Origin of the sequence: Chryseobacterium paludis, from assembly GCF_025403485.1 — a bacterium.
Taxonomy (GTDB): Bacteria; Bacteroidota; Bacteroidia; order Flavobacteriales; family Weeksellaceae; genus Chryseobacterium; species Chryseobacterium paludis.
In genome coordinates this window covers 3659761-3676881 of sequence record NZ_CP099966.1, presented here as the reverse complement: position 1 = coordinate 3676881, position 17121 = coordinate 3659761, and the positions used below count along the sequence as shown (strand labels likewise).

Annotated in this window: 19 protein-coding genes; 13 read left to right on the top strand and 6 right to left on the bottom strand. The window is 33.5% G+C overall.

Features of this window, described 5'->3' with window-relative positions; translation table 11 throughout:
• The first annotated feature begins 26 nt into the window (after window positions 1-26).
• A complete protein-coding gene (locus NG806_RS16720) occupies window positions 27-1556 on the top strand; it encodes a hypothetical protein (protein WP_261510741.1) in 1530 nt (509 codons plus the stop codon).
• A 19-nt stretch (window positions 1557-1575) separates the two neighbouring features.
• On the opposite strand, the gene NG806_RS16715 is transcribed toward NG806_RS16720, so the two are convergent.
• Window positions 1576-2877, bottom strand: a complete 1302-nt coding sequence (locus tag NG806_RS16715; protein ID WP_261510740.1) for a M48 family metalloprotease — start codon at window positions 2875-2877, stop codon at window positions 1576-1578.
• A gap of 98 nt (window positions 2878-2975) precedes the next feature.
• Between NG806_RS16715 and NG806_RS16710 the strand changes: the two genes are divergently transcribed.
• The 11 genes from NG806_RS16710 (at window position 2976) to NG806_RS16660 (ending at window position 11698) form a co-directional block, all read left to right on the top strand.
• On the top strand, window positions 2976-4103 hold the full coding sequence (locus NG806_RS16710; protein WP_214830453.1) for a serine hydrolase domain-containing protein: 1128 nt from the start codon (window positions 2976-2978) through the stop codon (window positions 4101-4103).
• A 4-nt stretch (window positions 4104-4107) separates the two neighbouring features.
• Window positions 4108-4719 (top strand): YdeI/OmpD-associated family protein, encoded by a 612-nt coding sequence (locus NG806_RS16705; RefSeq protein WP_214830452.1) that lies wholly within the window; start codon window positions 4108-4110, stop codon window positions 4717-4719.
• Between the two features lie 233 nt (window positions 4720-4952).
• Window positions 4953-5453, top strand: coding sequence for a M15 family metallopeptidase (locus NG806_RS16700; RefSeq protein ID WP_214830450.1), 501 nt, complete (start codon window positions 4953-4955; stop codon window positions 5451-5453).
• A 190-nt stretch (window positions 5454-5643) separates the two neighbouring features.
• Complete coding sequence (locus tag NG806_RS16695) at window positions 5644-6681, top strand: patatin-like phospholipase family protein (protein ID WP_214830448.1); 1038 nt, start codon at window positions 5644-5646, stop codon at window positions 6679-6681.
• A gap of 406 nt (window positions 6682-7087) precedes the next feature.
• Window positions 7088-7663 (top strand): DUF2589 domain-containing protein, encoded by a 576-nt coding sequence (locus NG806_RS16690; RefSeq protein WP_214830445.1) that lies wholly within the window; start codon window positions 7088-7090, stop codon window positions 7661-7663.
• Between the two features lie 78 nt (window positions 7664-7741).
• Window positions 7742-8425, top strand: coding sequence for a hypothetical protein (locus NG806_RS16685; protein WP_214830444.1), 684 nt, complete (start codon window positions 7742-7744; stop codon window positions 8423-8425).
• A gap of 1 nt (window position 8426) precedes the next feature.
• Complete coding sequence (locus NG806_RS16680; RefSeq protein ID WP_214830442.1) at window positions 8427-8984, top strand: hypothetical protein; 558 nt, start codon at window positions 8427-8429, stop codon at window positions 8982-8984.
• 191 nt (window positions 8985-9175) lie between these two features.
• Window positions 9176-9346, top strand: a complete 171-nt coding sequence (locus NG806_RS16675) for a hypothetical protein (protein WP_214830440.1) — start codon at window positions 9176-9178, stop codon at window positions 9344-9346.
• A 314-nt stretch (window positions 9347-9660) separates the two neighbouring features.
• Window positions 9661-10581, top strand: a complete 921-nt coding sequence (locus NG806_RS16670) for a helix-turn-helix transcriptional regulator (RefSeq protein WP_214830438.1) — start codon at window positions 9661-9663, stop codon at window positions 10579-10581.
• Window positions 10582-10637: 56 nt separating this feature from the next.
• A complete protein-coding gene (locus tag NG806_RS16665; protein WP_261510734.1) occupies window positions 10638-11267 on the top strand; it encodes an energy transducer TonB in 630 nt (209 codons plus the stop codon).
• Window positions 11267-11698, top strand: coding sequence for a nucleoside deaminase (locus tag NG806_RS16660; protein WP_214830436.1), 432 nt, complete (start codon window positions 11267-11269; stop codon window positions 11696-11698). Before NG806_RS16665 ends, NG806_RS16660 begins: the two co-directional genes overlap by 1 nt.
• A 2-nt stretch (window positions 11699-11700) precedes the next feature.
• Here the strand turns inward: NG806_RS16660 and NG806_RS16655 are convergent, their stop codons facing one another.
• From NG806_RS16655 to NG806_RS16645, 3 genes are read right to left on the bottom strand one after another with little or no spacing between them, the layout of a single operon-like run.
• Complete coding sequence (locus tag NG806_RS16655) at window positions 11701-12651, bottom strand: hypothetical protein (RefSeq protein ID WP_261510731.1); 951 nt, start codon at window positions 12649-12651, stop codon at window positions 11701-11703.
• A gap of 56 nt (window positions 12652-12707) precedes the next feature.
• Window positions 12708-13238 carry a GNAT family N-acetyltransferase gene (locus NG806_RS16650; RefSeq protein ID WP_214830433.1) on the bottom strand — a complete coding sequence of 177 codons (531 nt, stop codon included), beginning with the start codon at window positions 13236-13238 and terminating at the stop codon, window positions 12708-12710.
• A complete protein-coding gene (locus tag NG806_RS16645; protein ID WP_214830431.1) occupies window positions 13235-13996 on the bottom strand; it encodes a type III pantothenate kinase in 762 nt (253 codons plus the stop codon). The genes NG806_RS16650 and NG806_RS16645 overlap by 4 nt, the downstream gene beginning before the upstream one ends.
• Window positions 13997-14237: 241 nt before the next feature.
• On the opposite strand from NG806_RS16645, the gene NG806_RS16640 reads away from it, so the two are divergent.
• Window positions 14238-14420, top strand: coding sequence for a bacteriocin-like protein (locus NG806_RS16640; RefSeq protein ID WP_214830429.1), 183 nt, complete (start codon window positions 14238-14240; stop codon window positions 14418-14420).
• 77 nt (window positions 14421-14497) lie between these two features.
• On the opposite strand, the gene NG806_RS16635 is transcribed toward NG806_RS16640, so the two are convergent.
• Window positions 14498-16342, bottom strand: a complete 1845-nt coding sequence (locus NG806_RS16635; RefSeq protein ID WP_261510728.1) for a M1 family metallopeptidase — start codon at window positions 16340-16342, stop codon at window positions 14498-14500.
• Between the two features lie 133 nt (window positions 16343-16475).
• Complete coding sequence (locus tag NG806_RS16630) at window positions 16476-16943, bottom strand: DinB family protein (RefSeq protein WP_261510726.1); 468 nt, start codon at window positions 16941-16943, stop codon at window positions 16476-16478.
• Window positions 16944-17121 lie beyond the last annotated feature (178 nt).

Genomic DNA, 17121 nt, shown 5'->3' with positions numbered 1-17121 from the left:
CATTATTTTTGGCGCAAATTATAACTATGAAAAAAATTCTATTGGTGGCCTTCGGTCTTGTTCAGGCGTTATATTATTCGCAAACACAGGATCTGGCGGCACTGGCTTCGGGAAAGTACATCGGAATGAATGCCCTTTTTGACACAAAAGATAATCTATACGGTTATGTTTCTGTATATTCCTATGGAAAGACAGGAAAAACCACTAACAAATTCGGTTATGTAATTCTAGATAAAAATTTAAATCCTGTTGCCAATAATGAATTTGAAGGAGACAACAGTGTTGGTTCTTATTTTGGATATTTAGATTTTAAAGGAAAGATCATTCTGCAACCTACTGACATCACTTACATCCAACTTTTCAAAAGAGTACTGACCGCTCCTCCTCCTTCTATGGTTGTTGATCTAAAAACAAATACTGTTGCCCCTAAGGTCTATTATGACTATAAGGAAGGTGTTTTTACAGAAATCACTCAGCCAAAAACCTGGAAAGAGGAAAGAAAAGAAAACCGTGAAGAAAAGAAAGAAAAAGGGTATAACTACGTTTCTGCCGTTAGCGAAGTAAAAGAAGGCGGATTTATCGCTGTGGAGTATCATGACTATGGCAAATATGTCAATAATAACAGCATTATAAAATTTAATGAAAACAAAAAAGAGATCTGGAGGTATAAATACAACACCAATGGAAGCAAAAAAGTATTTTCTGATCTTAGTGTTTTAGATAAAGATGAAAAATATATCTACGGAATTTTAAGAAATGTAAATGGAGATGATAAAACATTTTCTATGCTTGTCATTGATATGAAAACCGGACAGGAGGTTTCTAATAAACCTGTCACAGGCCTTTCACCGGAAACGATCTATAATATTGATTTTTTTGCAACAGAGGAATCGAGAATTGACAATGATAAAACTTTTGATGATAAGATTGTTTTAACCGGAAAGAATTTTGTTTCTGATAAAATGCGTGGCTTTGCCCGTCTGGTTGTCAATAAAAATGATTTTACTACAGATTTGAAGGCTTTAAATTTCAAACCTGATTATTCGGCTCACCTTAAAAATATCAGCGCAGATGGAGGGGTGGAAAACGGATATTACCTTCAGACCAAAGACATGTATTTTATGAGTGATGGAAGTGTCGGAATTTTATCTGAAAAATTTAAACCTGAAGGCCAGTACAATGCTCCCAAAACGACAGATCTTGTATACATCTATACCGATAAAGATTTCAATATAAAAGAACTGAAGGTTTTTGAAAAAGAAAAATCCAAGTGGGTAAATGCAGATTATCTGTTTTCACAGTATCTGAACGATGGGAAAGACGTAGTTTTCTTCTACCGCGATTATCAGAAAGATGAGGCAACGAGAGAAAAAAAATGGAATCTATTTATCAATACTGTAATCGATGGAAAATTCAAACAGGAAGTCATTCCGATTTCTGAAAAAGATAACTTTACAGTAACTCCATATGTAGGAAAAGAAGGTTATATTCTTTTGAGAGAATTTAATGAGAAAGAAAAATTCAATAAAATACGTCTTGAAAGACTTAACTACTAATAAAAGAATCCTGATTTGATCAGGATTCTTTGTTTTGATAATAATCAGCTATATTTTTTATATCCTCTAAACTGAGGTTCCACATAAAATTAAGGAATTGCTGATAGCTTTCACTTTGATTTTTGGGATCAACACGATCCAGATATCTGTTGAGATTATAATTTTTCCGGCCTTCATAAATCTTAGCAAAGCATTTCCCCAACCAGCTTTTATAATATTTTTCCTCTACGCCATCCTGTAAGAATTGAAGACTTGTATACACTCCTAATCCATAATCTTCAGAGTGATAAAAATCAGGTAAGATTTCCATACTTGCGATTTTTTCAAGTGAAGCAAATGACTCAGAAGCCTTTTCCGGCAATGCAGCAACGATTAATTCCGGGAATCTCTTTTTAAGCTTTTCTATCCGTAAAGTAATTTCAGGATGAGAGGCTAAAGAATCCTTATTTAGTTTTTCTTTAAAATGATTGTAATCATATATCGAAAAATCTTCCTTTTTAAGCCATTTTTCCTTAAACTCCTGCTTGGGAAGATTAAAATACTTCCTGTAAGTCTCTAGCTTTAATACCTTTGGTGAAATGGTATCAAAATCCTGAAGCCGTAATAGGGCATTTACAAATTCTTCTTTTTTAAAATCACTGTTTTTAAAGATTGTATAACCTAAAGAATCTGCCTGCATCTCATGCCCTCTTTTTTCTATTCCTTTTTTATACATCCTGTTCTTCAAAACGTCGAAAGCCCTTTGGTTCAGGTTTACTTTCGCTGATTTTAGATTATTGACAGTGAGTTTATCTTTTTCATCCTGAGTGATATAGTTTACAAATGCCTTCAGAGAATGCTGTTCAATTCTATGTCCCAATTCGTGCGAAATCACTGACGCAATCTGGTCATCATTATCCAGCCAGTTAAATAAACCTATATTAATTACGAAAGTCCCGTCTGCAAGACAATAAGCGTTGGGAGTATTATCTTTAGCAATCAATATTTTTAAATCTGTGGGGATCTGCGGATTATTCTTTCTCAAACGCTGAATTAAAGATTTAATCGTAGGATCAAATTCAGATTTGAAAATGAAGTCTTTATTTTTAACCTGTTTTTCAAAATCAGCCCCTATTTCTTTATAAATTTTAGCTAATTCTGAACCCGTCTTTCCTGAGTAACTGCTTTTTAGATTTTTAATCAGCAGCTCATTATTTGCATTAAATGTCTTTAAAAAGGCTATCCTTTCTTTATAGTCTGCAGTATCTATTGTTTTATAAGTCTGTGAAAAGCAGCTTATGGAAAATATGAACAATGCAAATACAATAAATCTTTTAATCATCTTTTCTTCAATAAGCGCAAAAATAACTTATTTGCCAATAGATTTTTATTTTCATGCTAAATTTATTTTAAATTTGTTAAAGACACATTTAAACAAAAATGCTAAAATATATTATTGGCGGAGCAGCTGCCACAGTAGCTCTTTCTTATCTTTTCGGATACGATTATTTATTCAGTGGAATTGCTAAAACGTATTTTAAAGGCAGGTCAAGCGCAAACATTGATGATGGAAAACTCTTTCCCAGTAATATCATTGCAACAGAGTCACCAAAGCTTTGGGAAGAAGATCCATTATACAACAAAACAGACTTACCTAAAACCATAGTTGACAACCTTATCCATTCTAATACGGCCTCTTTCTTAGTGATCAAAAACAGCAAATTAGTTCATGAGCAATATTGGAACGGATATGATCAACTATCTAAAACTAACTCTTTCTCTATGGCTAAAGCTGTTACAGTAATGCTTTTGGGGAAAGCTTTAGAAGAAGGTAAAATAAAAAATATTGACCAGAAATTTTCAGATCTTTTCGATGATTTCAAAAACAAAAAATTTGGCGATCAGCTTACCCTAAAAAATCTTGCTCAGATGGAGTCTGGTCTGGATTGGGATGAAGATTACAAAAATCCCTTTCGTCCCAATGCAAAAGCTTATTATGGGAGGAGTCTTATAAAAGCTACTTTTACAAAAAGATTTAAAGCAGAGCCAGGTTCAAAGTTTGAATATCAAAGTGGTTCGACACAACTATTAGGTTTTGCCATAAAAAAATCAATAGACCAAACACTAGCAAGTTATTTATCAGAGAAATTCTGGATTCCTTTAGGAATGGAACAAAATGCAGAATGGAGCGTAGATAACAGCAGAATGGAAAAAACATACTGTTGCATACATTCTAATACCCGGGATTTTGCCAAACTAGGTCAACTGTTTTTAGACCATGGTAAAGCTGATGGTATTCAGGTTCTCAATGCTGAATTTATTGAGCAGATGAGAACACCTACAAAAAAATCGGATAACATTTACGGAATGGGACTTTGGATCAATCATGACAATCCCATTAAACACTATTATTTTCTAGGACTTCAGGGTCAATATATCATTATGATACCTGATCATAATATGGTTATTGTAAGAACCGGAAGCTACGAAAACTCACCTAAAAATGACAGAGGAAGACCTGATCAGGTAAAATTTCTTGTAAATGAAACCGTAAAATTATTTCAATAGGATTATGGAAAAGCATAGCATTAAAATTGATTTATATATTGAAAAATCTCAGGATTTTGCCAAACCTATCTTAAATTACCTTCGTGAAATCATTCATGAATTCTGTCCCGATGCTGAAGAAACTATAAAATGGGGTTTCCCTCATTTTCTTTACAAAGGAAAAAATCTTTGTGCTATGGCCTCCTTCAAACAGCATTGTACTTTTGGATTCTGGCTTGAAAAAGAAATGAAAACAATGCAGGAAATCACAGAGACTATTGAGAAAAACTCGATGTTTAGTTTAGGAAAAATTACAAAAATAGAAGATTTGCCCTCAAAACCTCAACTGAAAAAAGCAATTAAAGAAGCGATGGATCTTATGGATATGGGTGTTACTATGAAAAAAGCACCTGTTTCGAAAACTGAAGTTCCCATTCCGGATGATCTTCAAAAAGCATTGGACAAAAACAAAAAAGCTTTAGATATTTTTCAGAAGGCTTCACTTTCTTTCAGAAAAGAATATATCCTATGGATTTCTGAAGCTAAAACAGAAGTTACCCGTAATAAAAGAATGGAACAGGCTCTGGAATGGATATCTGAAGGTAAATCCCGCAATTGGAAGTATGAAAAAAAATAAAAAGATCCCCATACTATAATATTATCATCCTGGTAAAATTCCAATTATTTTTCACAAGCGCAATGTTCCTGAGAAGCTTGAAAGCTCCAATAATTGTACGCATCTGTTTATAAATCATACAGTTCAAAATCGACGTAATTAATGAATACAACAAGTTAATTCTATTTTAAATACGTCAAGTTTTGGCGCTATCCATATGTATTTTTGTTTCCTAAAAGACTAAAAATTGTATTATGGATAAAGTGACTTTAGAACGGATAGAAAAGCTTCACCCTTTGGTAAGAGAGGAAGTAAAACAAATTATTAAAGAATGTGATGAAGCTCTTGCTGGCAGAGCTAAAGTAAGAATTACCCAAGGTTTGAGATCTTTTGAAGAGCAGGAAAAACTATATGCGATCGGAAGACTTACGACGGGAAAGAAAGTAACCAATGCCAAAGCAGGGCAAAGTATTCACAATTATGGGCTAGCGGTTGACATTTGTTTGATGATCGACGGAAAAGCAGTTAGTTGGGATACTGCAAAAGACTGGGACAATGATGGTGTTGCGGATTGGTATGAATGTGTAAAGATTTTTGCCAAACATGGTTGGGACTGGGGTGGAAACTGGAAAACATTCAAAGACCTTCCGCACTTTGAAAAAAAGAACATTTTAACAAAAAAAGGCCTTATAAAAACTACCTGGAGAACCCTGGCTAAAATGCCTGCGGATAAGAGCGGATATATCATTATATAATTCTCTTTTATTTGAAAATAATTATAATACGACAAGTTCTGTCGCTTCCCTGATCTACCTTTGCTTTACAAGAAAACAATAAAAAACAATGAAATCTACATGACAAAAATAATTGTTTTATCTAGAAAAATGAACCTTGGTTTTAAACATTAAAGATTGTAAGTGTCGCTTTAACAATTAATACCATCACATGAAAAAGACAACCATTCTTTCTTTAGACGGCGGCGGAATAAGAGGTATTATCACCTGTATTATTTTACGTTACATAGAAGAACAACTACAATATTATGATAAACCCAATGCAAAACTTGGCGATTATTTTGATTTGGTAGCAGGAAGCAGCACAGGAGGACTCATTGCTTCTATTATACTGTGCCCGGATGAACACCGAAAAGCAAAATACTCTATTCAGAAAGGATTAGAATTATATGCTGAAAAAGGTGGCGACATATTTCAGGTTTCTTTTTGGGAGAAACTGGTAAATCCGTTTGGCTTACTCAACGAAAAGATTTCCCAAGAAGCACTGGAAAAAAATCTAAATGATTTTTTTGGACATCTTGAATTAAAAGAATTAATAAAACCTTGTTTGATTACCAGTTATGATATTGAAAACAGAAGGGCTAAACTTTTTAACTCATGGGAAGCCAGCTTAAGTACGGATAACTTTTATGTAAAAGATGTTTGCCGGGCAACTTCAGCAGCACCTACCTATTTCAGTCCTGTACAGATCAAATCGATGTATGGACAATTATTCAGCCTTATTGATGGTGGGATGTTTGCGAACAACCCTGCACTTTGTGCTTATGCGGAAGCAAGAAAGATCCCTTTTGCGGAAGTGCTGAGAAACCATCAGAAAGCCAATCACCCTACAGTAAATGATATGATCATGATATCTATAGGAACAGGAATTGAATCCCGCAGCTATTCTTTTAAGAAATTAGAAAAAGCCGGAAAAATTGGCTGGGTAACTCCTATTATTGATATTTTGATGTCTGCTAATGCAGAAACTGTTGATTACCAACTTTGCCAGATGTTTCAGACATTGGGTTTGAGAAATCAGAAGAATTATTATCGGATCAATCCATCCTTAAAAAATGCTTCTCCTGCAATGGATAATGTAAGACGTTCTAATATCGAAAATCTGATACAAGCTGGATTAAGTTATATAGATGATAATAGAGAAACATTGAATCAGATTGTACAAAAACTCATCAGAAACAAAATATAAGCTAAAAAGCTTATATTGGACTAAAATAAGCTTATGAGCTTATATTAATAGATTCCTAATTTTTTAATTAAAATAAAAAACACGCCAGATTTTGGCGCTTTTCGAAGTTATATTTGAAGTATAAATAAGACCAAAATAAAACAAAATAATAATGGAAGAAAATTATAACACGACGAGTTTTGGCGCCACCTTAAACTATCTTTGAAGTAACAAAATAACCAAGGAAACAAGAACTAAATAAACTTGTTCCAGTCTTAAAAATATCCAAATTAATTTTTAATTAATTATCAGTTTTCAGTACCTAAAAACACTGAACAGGATATGTATTACCCTAACTGAATATTAGTCTGCTAGCACTACTATATATTATTAACCAATTATTAATAACCTTTAAAATTTTTAAATTATGGCAAATTTAGTTCAAGAATTAAACAGTTTAGATTTTAGTGTTTACATCGGTGGGCCTATGCAGGCAGCTATTAAAGCGCAACACGATGCATCTATTTCGCAAGTAAACTTCATTAAAGAGGTAGGTTTCAACCCTGCCAATCACCCGACAGCTCCTTCAGAGCTTAGATATGTAGATTTTAAATATAAAAAGTCGGTTCCTGGTGAAAATGGTGCTATCATAGATTCTACTGTTACACTACAGGTTCCATTTCTTTCAATGCTTACAATTCCTGCATTAAGAATTGATGAGATGACGATTGATTTTAACGCAAAATTAAACTCAGTGGAAACTCAAGCTATTTCAAGTGAATTCACAGGAAGTGCTTCTGTAAGCGGAAAAATTTGGAAAGTAAAATTCAATGCTTCTGCTTCTTATAAAAAGACCAATTCAAGTACATCAACTACAGAGAAAACGTACACTTTAGGTGTCCATGTAAAAGCTGTAAATGATGAGTTACCTGCCGGTCTTGCAAGAATTATGGACATGCTAGAAGATGCTATTGTAGCTAAAGCCGCTGAACCAGCAGTTTAAAAACCCTATTTATTTTTGGATGGTTGCTTCGGCAGCCATCCTTTTTCAACCAACTTTTTATAAATAAAAAAACTTATCATGCCGAAATTGAACGAATATTTGGGAGGCATAGTCTCTGAAATTGCTTCTGCCAGAAAAATGGCAGACTTACAAACTGTACAGATCGCTAAGGAATATGCTCAAGACGATTTATTGAAACATTTTTCTATTCCAAGAATGAAGGTTGGAACTGTAGATCTTACAATTCCTTTTGCTACCGCTGGAAATTCACCTATAATGATTTTTAGAGATTTCGCCTACGATGAAATTATAAAAGTGGCTAAAACAGATTATGACCCTTCTGATATAAAAAGTGATCAGAGTCTTAAAGCTTTTTTGGTCGACCTTGAAGTTACTTATAATGATGCCATCAAAAAAATCAAAGAAGAGAACACTACCACGATTACAGATTCACAGATCAAATATTTTGATCCCATTCCCCAATATACATTGGAATTTTGCCAATCGTTGCCTAATTTCAGATGGAAACTGACCAATCCACAATTTTTTCAGCAGAGTATTTCTAACAGAACTATTTTTGAAGCGAGAAAAGTAATTGAAAAAATTGAAGATCGTGAGATTATTGTAGAAGCCAGCAAACTAATGGCTTTAGATGCAAAATGTCTGATCTATGCAAAAATGAGTGTAAGTGAAGCTGGCATGGAATGGTCGAGATATGAAGATATTAATGGAAACATCATAGAAACGCTAATCCCTGAATAATATGGTAAAAAAATCACAATTTATATTGGTTTCTCAATTAAAAGAGAAATTACAGGAATTTCCGAAGATCGTTTCTTATCTAGAAAAAAAAGACCCTTTCTTTACTGACAAAATTTTATCCTGGTTAAAATCTATAGAAGAAATTTTTTCCACGAACAACATAAGTGAAGTTTCAGAAGTTGCGGGATTCAGAGCAAAAATATTAGCAGGAAAATTTAGTGATGAAAGAGGATTCAATACTAAAAAAAATCAGATAAAAATTGCAGCTAACCTTCTTTATGATGCGCAAAACTGCGTAATTAATGTTTTATTGCCACATGAAGGAAAGATGAATGAATGTAGGGATATCACGAAACAAATATTAGCATTAACAGCACAGCAAAAAGGCCTACATTACACCAATGAGATGGACTTCCACGATTTTGTTCAAAAGGTATGGTGGTATATTCTCTCAGATAATGACCTTAAAATAGGAGGAGTGAAACTCAAATCAATGCTTTCAGAAATGGATATCATTATGCTTATTGCTGATGAAATAGATCTGGAAGATTTTTCTTAAAAATTTAAAAAATAACTCATTTTTTTGAGTTATTTTTTTTTACACGTCAAGTTTTGACGCCACTAGCTCCTACTTTTGAAATATAAACCAAGACACAAAAAACAATCTTTAAAAACTTTTAAAAGCCATTGAATTCAACATTAATTAATGCTGGACAGCCAGAAATATGTTCAACCTTTAAAACACCCAACATGGAAACACCAAATCACAGTTCAGATATAATTTTCGATAAAGATCTCTACACTATTGAGTGGAGTGACATCGAAAACGTGGAGATAGATTATGAAAACTATCTCAATGATATTGAAGTTTTCTTCAAGGAAGATTTTGAAAATGAAATCCTTGAAGATGATATTTATTAATAAAAACATATTAGTTAGTGAAGTTCTGGAGCTATCCAATAATTCTTTCAGACCAAATTCCATAATGCCTTTGAATCACCATTCACAAGTATTGGATAGCCGGAACTTTTTTAAAAATAAACATATTTGAAATTCTCATATCTTTATATTTATTAAGAATGAGCTAAGCCTCTTTAAAACTTATCCACAAAAATAAAACACGACATATTTTGTCGTATTAAGAATCTATATTTGTTTTAGAAAACTAAAAGTGAGACACGTCAGGTGTTAGATTAAAAAAACAAAAAAGAAACTATAGCCATAAAATTATCCGAATGAAAAAAGATTTTTATTTAACAAGATACGCCTTAATCATTAAAAAATTAGAAAGTGCACCCGCTACCTATTCGCAGCTGGAGGATTATCTTTTAAACTCTTTTGAATTTCAGGATGCGGATATAAAAAGCTATTCGATCCGCACATTACAGAGAGATATCCGGGAGATATCTGATCTCTTTAATCTTTCCATTCACAATAAGAAAAAAGGTGATAACCGTTATTACATTGAAAGCCGTCCCACAATGGAGGTGGATGAATATAATCAAAAATTACTTGAATCTTTTCAGGTTAGCAATGCTCTAAATCTACACCCTGATTTTTCGGATTATATCTTTTTTGAATCCCGAAAGCCAACTGGAGTAGATCATTTTTATGATCTTTTCTTCGCCATTCGAAATAAAAGAGTCGTTTCTTTTGAGCATTACAACTATAAAAACAAATTGATGACTTCCCGAAAAGTACATCCTTTGGCTTTAAAAGAATCTAAAGACCGATGGTATCTCATCGCTATTGATACCAAGGATAAGATTTTAAAGTCTTTTGGACTTGATCGAATCAATTACCTTGACGTCAGTAAAACTAAATTCCGTGAAAAATATAAATACAATTTCAGGGAGTATTTTAAAAATGCTTTTGGAGTAATGAACTTAACTGAGCAGAAGCCTCAAAAAATTACCCTAAAATGTACCCGCCATCAAGGCGAATATATCAAAAGTTTTCCGCTTCATCAATCACAAAAAGAAACTAAAGAAACACCTGAAGACATCTATTTTGAATTCTTCCTTCATCCAACTTATGACTTTATGCAGGAGATCCTTTCGTATGGAAAAGAGGTTAGAGTCTTAGAACCGATATCTTTAGTTGACGACATCCGTAATCATTTAAAAGAATCTTTAAATAGTTATCTTGAAGACTAAATTAGTTTCATTTAATTTTAGTTTTTTTTGACTATTTTTACATAAATATCTCAAAATTGAAATCTTTATTTCTCTTTTTATGTTGCTTTATTTCTTCGGTTTTCTTTTCTCAACAAAAGGAAGAATTTAAGCTTGTGAAATCTTACTATAACCAGCATCGCAGTATGCTGAATACTGAATTTAAGAAAAAGTTTGATGCTGAGACAGGCAATTTTCAAAAAGCTTCCATTAAGCAGGATTTTCTTTTTTTCATGAAAAAGATGGACAGCATTGAGAATGTTGCTTTAATAGGCGCTTTGTTAAAAATAAAAAACACAGAAGATCTCAGCAGATTACAGCTTGAAAACAAAACGATATCGCCGGAAAAAGCCCCAGATATCTTTCCTATTACAGATAAATCTGCAGATTATCCTGGAGGTATTAATGCATTGCGAAAGGAAGTGGCCCACCTTTTTTATATAGATGGCGTTCTTTCCGAAACGAAAATAGTAAAAGCCACTGTAGCTTTCATCGTAGAAAAAGATGGAACTATCAGCAATGTAGAAGCACAAGGCGACAATTTTACCTTCAATAGGCAAGCTCAAATTGCACTATATTCTCTTTCAGAAAAATTTTCTCCTGCTATTATCAATGGAGATCCTGTGAGATATCGATTTAAGCTTCCACTAACTATGAGTTTTGAATAATGTTTACGGACGAATATTTCATGAAAATGGCTTTTCAGGAAGCAGAAATTGCTCTTGAAAAAGATGAGGTTCCTATTGGGTGCGTGGTGGTTTCCAATAACCGTGTTATTGCAAGGGCACACAACCTGACGGAAACGCTTAATGATGTAACTGCCCACGCAGAAATGCAAGCCATTACTTCAGCAGCCAATTTCCTGGGAGGAAAATACCTTATCAACTGTACACTATATGTTACATTAGAGCCCTGTGTAATGTGTTCAGGGGCCCTTTCATGGTCACAAATTTCCAAAGTGGTAATTGGGGCACGAGATGAACAAAGGGGCTTTATTAATAAACACCTTAGTCTTCATCCTAAAACGGAGATTGTAACAGGAATTATGGAACATGAATGTTCTGGTATTGTAAAAGATTTTTTTAAATCAAAAAGATAAGACTAGTCCTTACAGGTAATATTGAAGATACTCTTCTCTATTTTCTTATATGAATTCTGATTAGGTTTTAACTCAATTCTACGATATTTATATAAGGTATTCAGATCGTGGTATGCATTATCTTCTGAAACGGCATTTGGCTCTTTTGCTGTATAAATTTCTTTTGCATCGTTATAATTGTAATTGTACTTTAAATAAGCTTCTTCATCTAAATCCGCGCTCCTTTCTCCTGGCCCATAAGATTCAATATTGTAGGCTTTATTACTGATAATAAATTCTTTTGAAACCGCTGATACACCCTCGCTAACAAATTTTCCCATCTCTTTTAATTCTTTTGGACTAATATCTTTTCTTGGAGAAGAAGGACGGTTATCATCTCTGAAATACAATTGACCCCCTTTCAGGCGTGCAATAAATGGGCGCAGTCTTGTTGCAGATGAATAATACATAATAATAAAATCATTATATTTTTTATTTTCTGCCACATAAAATGTTTCCTTTGTCTGATCAAACATAGTCACTGATAAAACAAGATCTTTAAAATCCTTATTGAATTCCTTTAGCAATGGATATGGGAGACAATTGGCATTTTCACCTAAAATGGGCTGTACTCCCTGATCGGTATCTCCTATATACGTTTTAGCATTGATATCAAAATTATCAAACATAATTTTTGTTCCTTTAAGAGCGGAATCATACCTGCCATAAACATCGAAGGGAAATTTAGGAGTAGATGGGGTAAATGAAATTACATTTTTATCGTCTATACTCCATTTTCCGGCAATGATCTGCCCAAAAGTAACCATAGCAAAATTATGATTCTCAAAAAGCATCCAGTGATATCCCCCATCATCTGGATTTCCAGAACTAACATGATAAGTCCCAGCTACTTTTGTCTGTGCATTGATAATAAAAAGAGATAATAAGAAAAAACAAATAGTTATTTTTTTCATAGTATTAGTTTAATGAGCCTTCGATAGAAAGCCATCTCTAATATAATCAAATAAAGCTACTTTTTCTTAAAAATAGAATACATGGAAATATCAAAATATTCTCCATCCTTCTTGAGATGTTGTTTTAAGATAGCTTCCTTCTCCATTCCAATCTTTTGCATGATACGGCCTGAAGATGGATTGTGAAAAAAATGAGTAGCAAATATTTTATTATATCCCAATTCTTTAAAGCCAAAATCAACAACAGCTGATGCCGCTTCTGTTACATAGCCTTTATTCCAAAATGGAACGCCCAGCCAATAACCTAATTCTGCTTTATCATCACCCCTATCATGAATTCCAATAGCACCAATTATCTTATGTTCTTTATTTCGAATCGCAAAAGTGTATCCTGATCTATTTTCAAAAGCTTCGTGGGAAATCTTCACCCAGAATTCAGCATCTTTTACAGAATAAGGATACGGAATATTGGAAGTAAGTTCCGAAAAAACTTTCTCCTGCAGATATTCTACAACATAAGGAATATCTTCCGTATTCAATGCAGAAAGAATAAGTCTTTCTGTCTCTATTATTGGGAATTCTTTCATGATCTATCTTTACCTAAAAAATACAATCCTTTTAGTGTATGAAGTCGGTCTGTGATATGTATTTTATTCGTTAATGGTTTGTAAACATGAGAAACACCTCCTGTTGCTATCACAAAACAGTCATCATTTACTTCTTCATTAATACGGTCTACGAAGCCTTCTACCATCCCCAGAAACCCATATACCATTCCACTTTGCATGCACGTTACAGTATCAAGCCCCAGAACCGATTTCGGCTTCTTCAATTCAATTTCAGGAAGCTGGGCGGTTTGACTGATCAAAGAATTTAATGAGGTTATAATTCCTGGCGCAATAATAACCCCAAGGGTTTCACCTGTTTCTGTAACACAGCTCGCCGTAAGTGCCGTTCCAAAATCAATAATAATTTTCTTGCGATCGGGATACATGGTGTGTGCCGCAACAAGATTAGCATAAATATCAGTTCCCATCTGCTTAGATTTTGCCTGTACTTCAGAAGGGGTATTTCTATCAACAATTACAGGAAGAATACCGTGAATTTTTTTTATGGCTGAGCTCATTACTTTGGTAAGCTGAGGCACTACTGAACCAATAATTATATTGCTTATATCCTTAGGTTCGATCTTATAAGTCTGATAAAGCATGAGCATTTGCGCATACAACTCATCAGCCGTTCTATAGGGCTTTGTATTAATTACCCATGAAATATCACAGTTATCATCATCAAAAAGTCCAAATCTGATATTGCTGTTTCCTATATTTATAACGATAGAATTCATTTATTCTTTAAACTAAAAGGGTTTGAAAATAACTGTAAAAATAAACCTTTACAATTAAAAAATTAAATACAAATTAATTTTATCTCAATTAAATGAGATTCAGCTATATAAATTTATAAAATCACAGTTAAGAGCTATACAGCTGCATTTATTAAATCAAATGAAACACTTATATATTCATCCTGTTACGAGGGACTGTTTTAAAATACATTTGTTATCCAATCAATTTAAAGAAAATAATATGAAAAATTTAAAGAAAATGTCAAGAAGTGCATTAAAGTCTATAACAGGCGGAGATGTAGTTTGTCCTATGCCTAGTGGTGTACCGGCATTGTGCCCAGGTACCAAATGCCCTATTAACCCATGCCTTGTTCCTAACTGCAGAGTTTCGATCCAGGATTGTGGTTCACCTGTAATATGGTAACCATTTAGTCATTCTCAATATTATATTAAAATAAAAGAGGAGTATTTTTCAATACTCCTCTTTTATTTTTCTTTGTTTTATTTAATTTCAACAAAATTATCTTCCATATTTACATCAGCTAACCGCTGACTAAAATCGATTCCTAAAACCTCTAACTGAGATTTAGAATAAGGAATCGTCAGGGTATATTCTTTCTGAGTCCATGGCCAGTAATTCATTGTCTTGAAATCCCCATACGCATCTTTCTGTTTCCATGTATGCGTAAGATTAGTAGGAATTTGATAAGTAACAATTTTTTTATCTTTCGTCACAACGCTGAAATCAATAGGCATAGGCACCTGTCCGTTATTAATCAAAGTAACAGTGGTAGACTTTGCATCATACTTCACATCTTTGATTCCATAATCAATAGTTTTTGTGGTATTGATCCAGTAATGATGGAACCACTTCAGATCCATTCCGGATACTTTCTGCGCAATATGAAGAAAATCCCTATCTGTCGGATGTTTTAAACTCCATTTATCAAAATACTGTTTCAGAATCTCCGAAAGATTTTCTTCACCAACTATATATCCTAATTCAACCAAAAACAGCTCTCCTTTCACATAGGTAGAAAAAGTATAAGATGTCCCGTTATCATGATGGTCTCCCAACCATACAGCCGGCTCTTCAATTCCTTTTTTCACAAAACTTCTATAAGCGTTTAATCTATCAACAAAAGGATTAGGAAGTTTATCTTTTGGAGGAAATAGCTGATTCATTACATAGCCTTCTGCATAACTTGTAAATCCTTCATCCATCCACGGACGAACTGATTCATTAGTCGCAAGCATTTGCTGATACCAGGAATGTGATCCTTCATGAGCCATTAATCCCATTAAATCTTCCATATCTTTTGATTCCCCTAAAATCATGGTACACATTCCGTACTCCATTCCACCATCTCCACCTTGGATAAAAGCATAAGTAGGATAGGCATATTTTCCAAAATGCGAATTCATGATCTGGAAATATTTAGTAACATAAGGTTGAGCTTCACCCCAAACTTTAGTTTTATCGTTTTTCTGATATACTAAAAATACCTTTGGCCCATTTGGAACATCAAAACCGTTAACAACGTAATCTCTATCCGCACTCCATGCAAAATCCAAAATATTTTTAGCAGTCCATTTCCATATTGCTTTTTTATTTTTTTCAGTTTTAATCTTTGCGTTGGCATCATAGCCTTTTACTTCCGTAGGGTTTTCAAGGATTCCTCCTGCTCCTATTACATAATCTTTATCTATTTTAATGGTAACATCAAAGTCTGAAAACGGTGCATGAAACTCTCTTCCTATATAATCAAATGTAGCCCATCCATCATAATCATATTCTGAAATTTTGGGATACCATTGCGTCATGGTCATATCTACTCCTTCTCTATTATTTCGTCCACTTCTTCGAATCTGTTGTGGAATCACAGCATCCCATTCCATAGTGAAAGATGTCGTAGAGTTTGGCTTGATCGGTTCACTCAGATAAACCTTCATTATTGTTTCCTGGATTTCAAATTTCAGGTCTTTCCCATTCTGTTTGATCCAGTGTATATTTTGCGCTCCCTCCTTATCTTTAGGAATAGAAGCTAATCTTGAAACTCCGTCCTTTTGCAATCTTGAATCACCATTTTTACCTTGACCTGCTACTCTTTGATCCATCATTGAGTTAGGTTTAAAAGCATTCCAATATAAATGAAAATACACCACATTAAGTTCATCCGGTGAGTTATTCGAATATTCTAATGTCTGGGTTCCCTGGTAAGTAAATTTTTCTGCATTAACATCAATATCCATCTTGTACTTCGCAGCCTGCTGATAATAAGGTATTTGTTGGGCCTGAAGCTGTGAAATGATAAAAGCAAAAATGATTGCAATCGACTTTTTCATTTAAAATTTATTTTTTTTAAAGGTAAGTAATTTATCCAAAATCCTCAAAAATGCGGAGTTATATAGGATTTTCATCTTATTTAATTCTATTTCCCCGCATATTAAGAAAATGATTCTGAATGGAAATCTATTGTTATGGATTCATCAGTTTTTTTATCAAAGTAATCTGACCCAAATGATAGTAGCTATGCTCAATCATTCCATCGATATTCCTTCTGTACGTTCCGTATTTCTCGTCTGCAAAAACTTCATCCAGCTTAGCATCAGGCATTTGTTCAAGCAATGTAGCAAACCTCTCGGAGTCTAACCACAGCTTATTCAATAATTCTTCCCAATCCTTCTGAGATTCAATAGGAGGAAGATCAAAACTAAATTGATCTCTTATTTCAAGATCCCCACTTTCAAATACATTAACAATTCCTGCAATATAATAATCAATATGAAAGGTTAAAGCCGCAATGGTATTCAGAGAACCAACTTTTGTCGTTGCTTGTTCCCAGGTTACATCAGAAAGTTGATCTTTAAAATTGGTATTGGCAATCCAAAATCCATCAAGTAAAACTTCCCTGAATCTTTTTGATAGTTGTATTACTGAGCTCATTTTTAAAATTTTGTATCTAAAGATAATTAAATTTAAAATCTCGCGGATTTAGCAGATAACAGAGATTTTTTTTAACCACAAATGGCACAAATACTTACACGGTTTAAACACAAATATATTCGTGCTATTTGTGAAAATAATTAATGCTATCCGTGTTTAAAATCAAAAAACCTCAAAT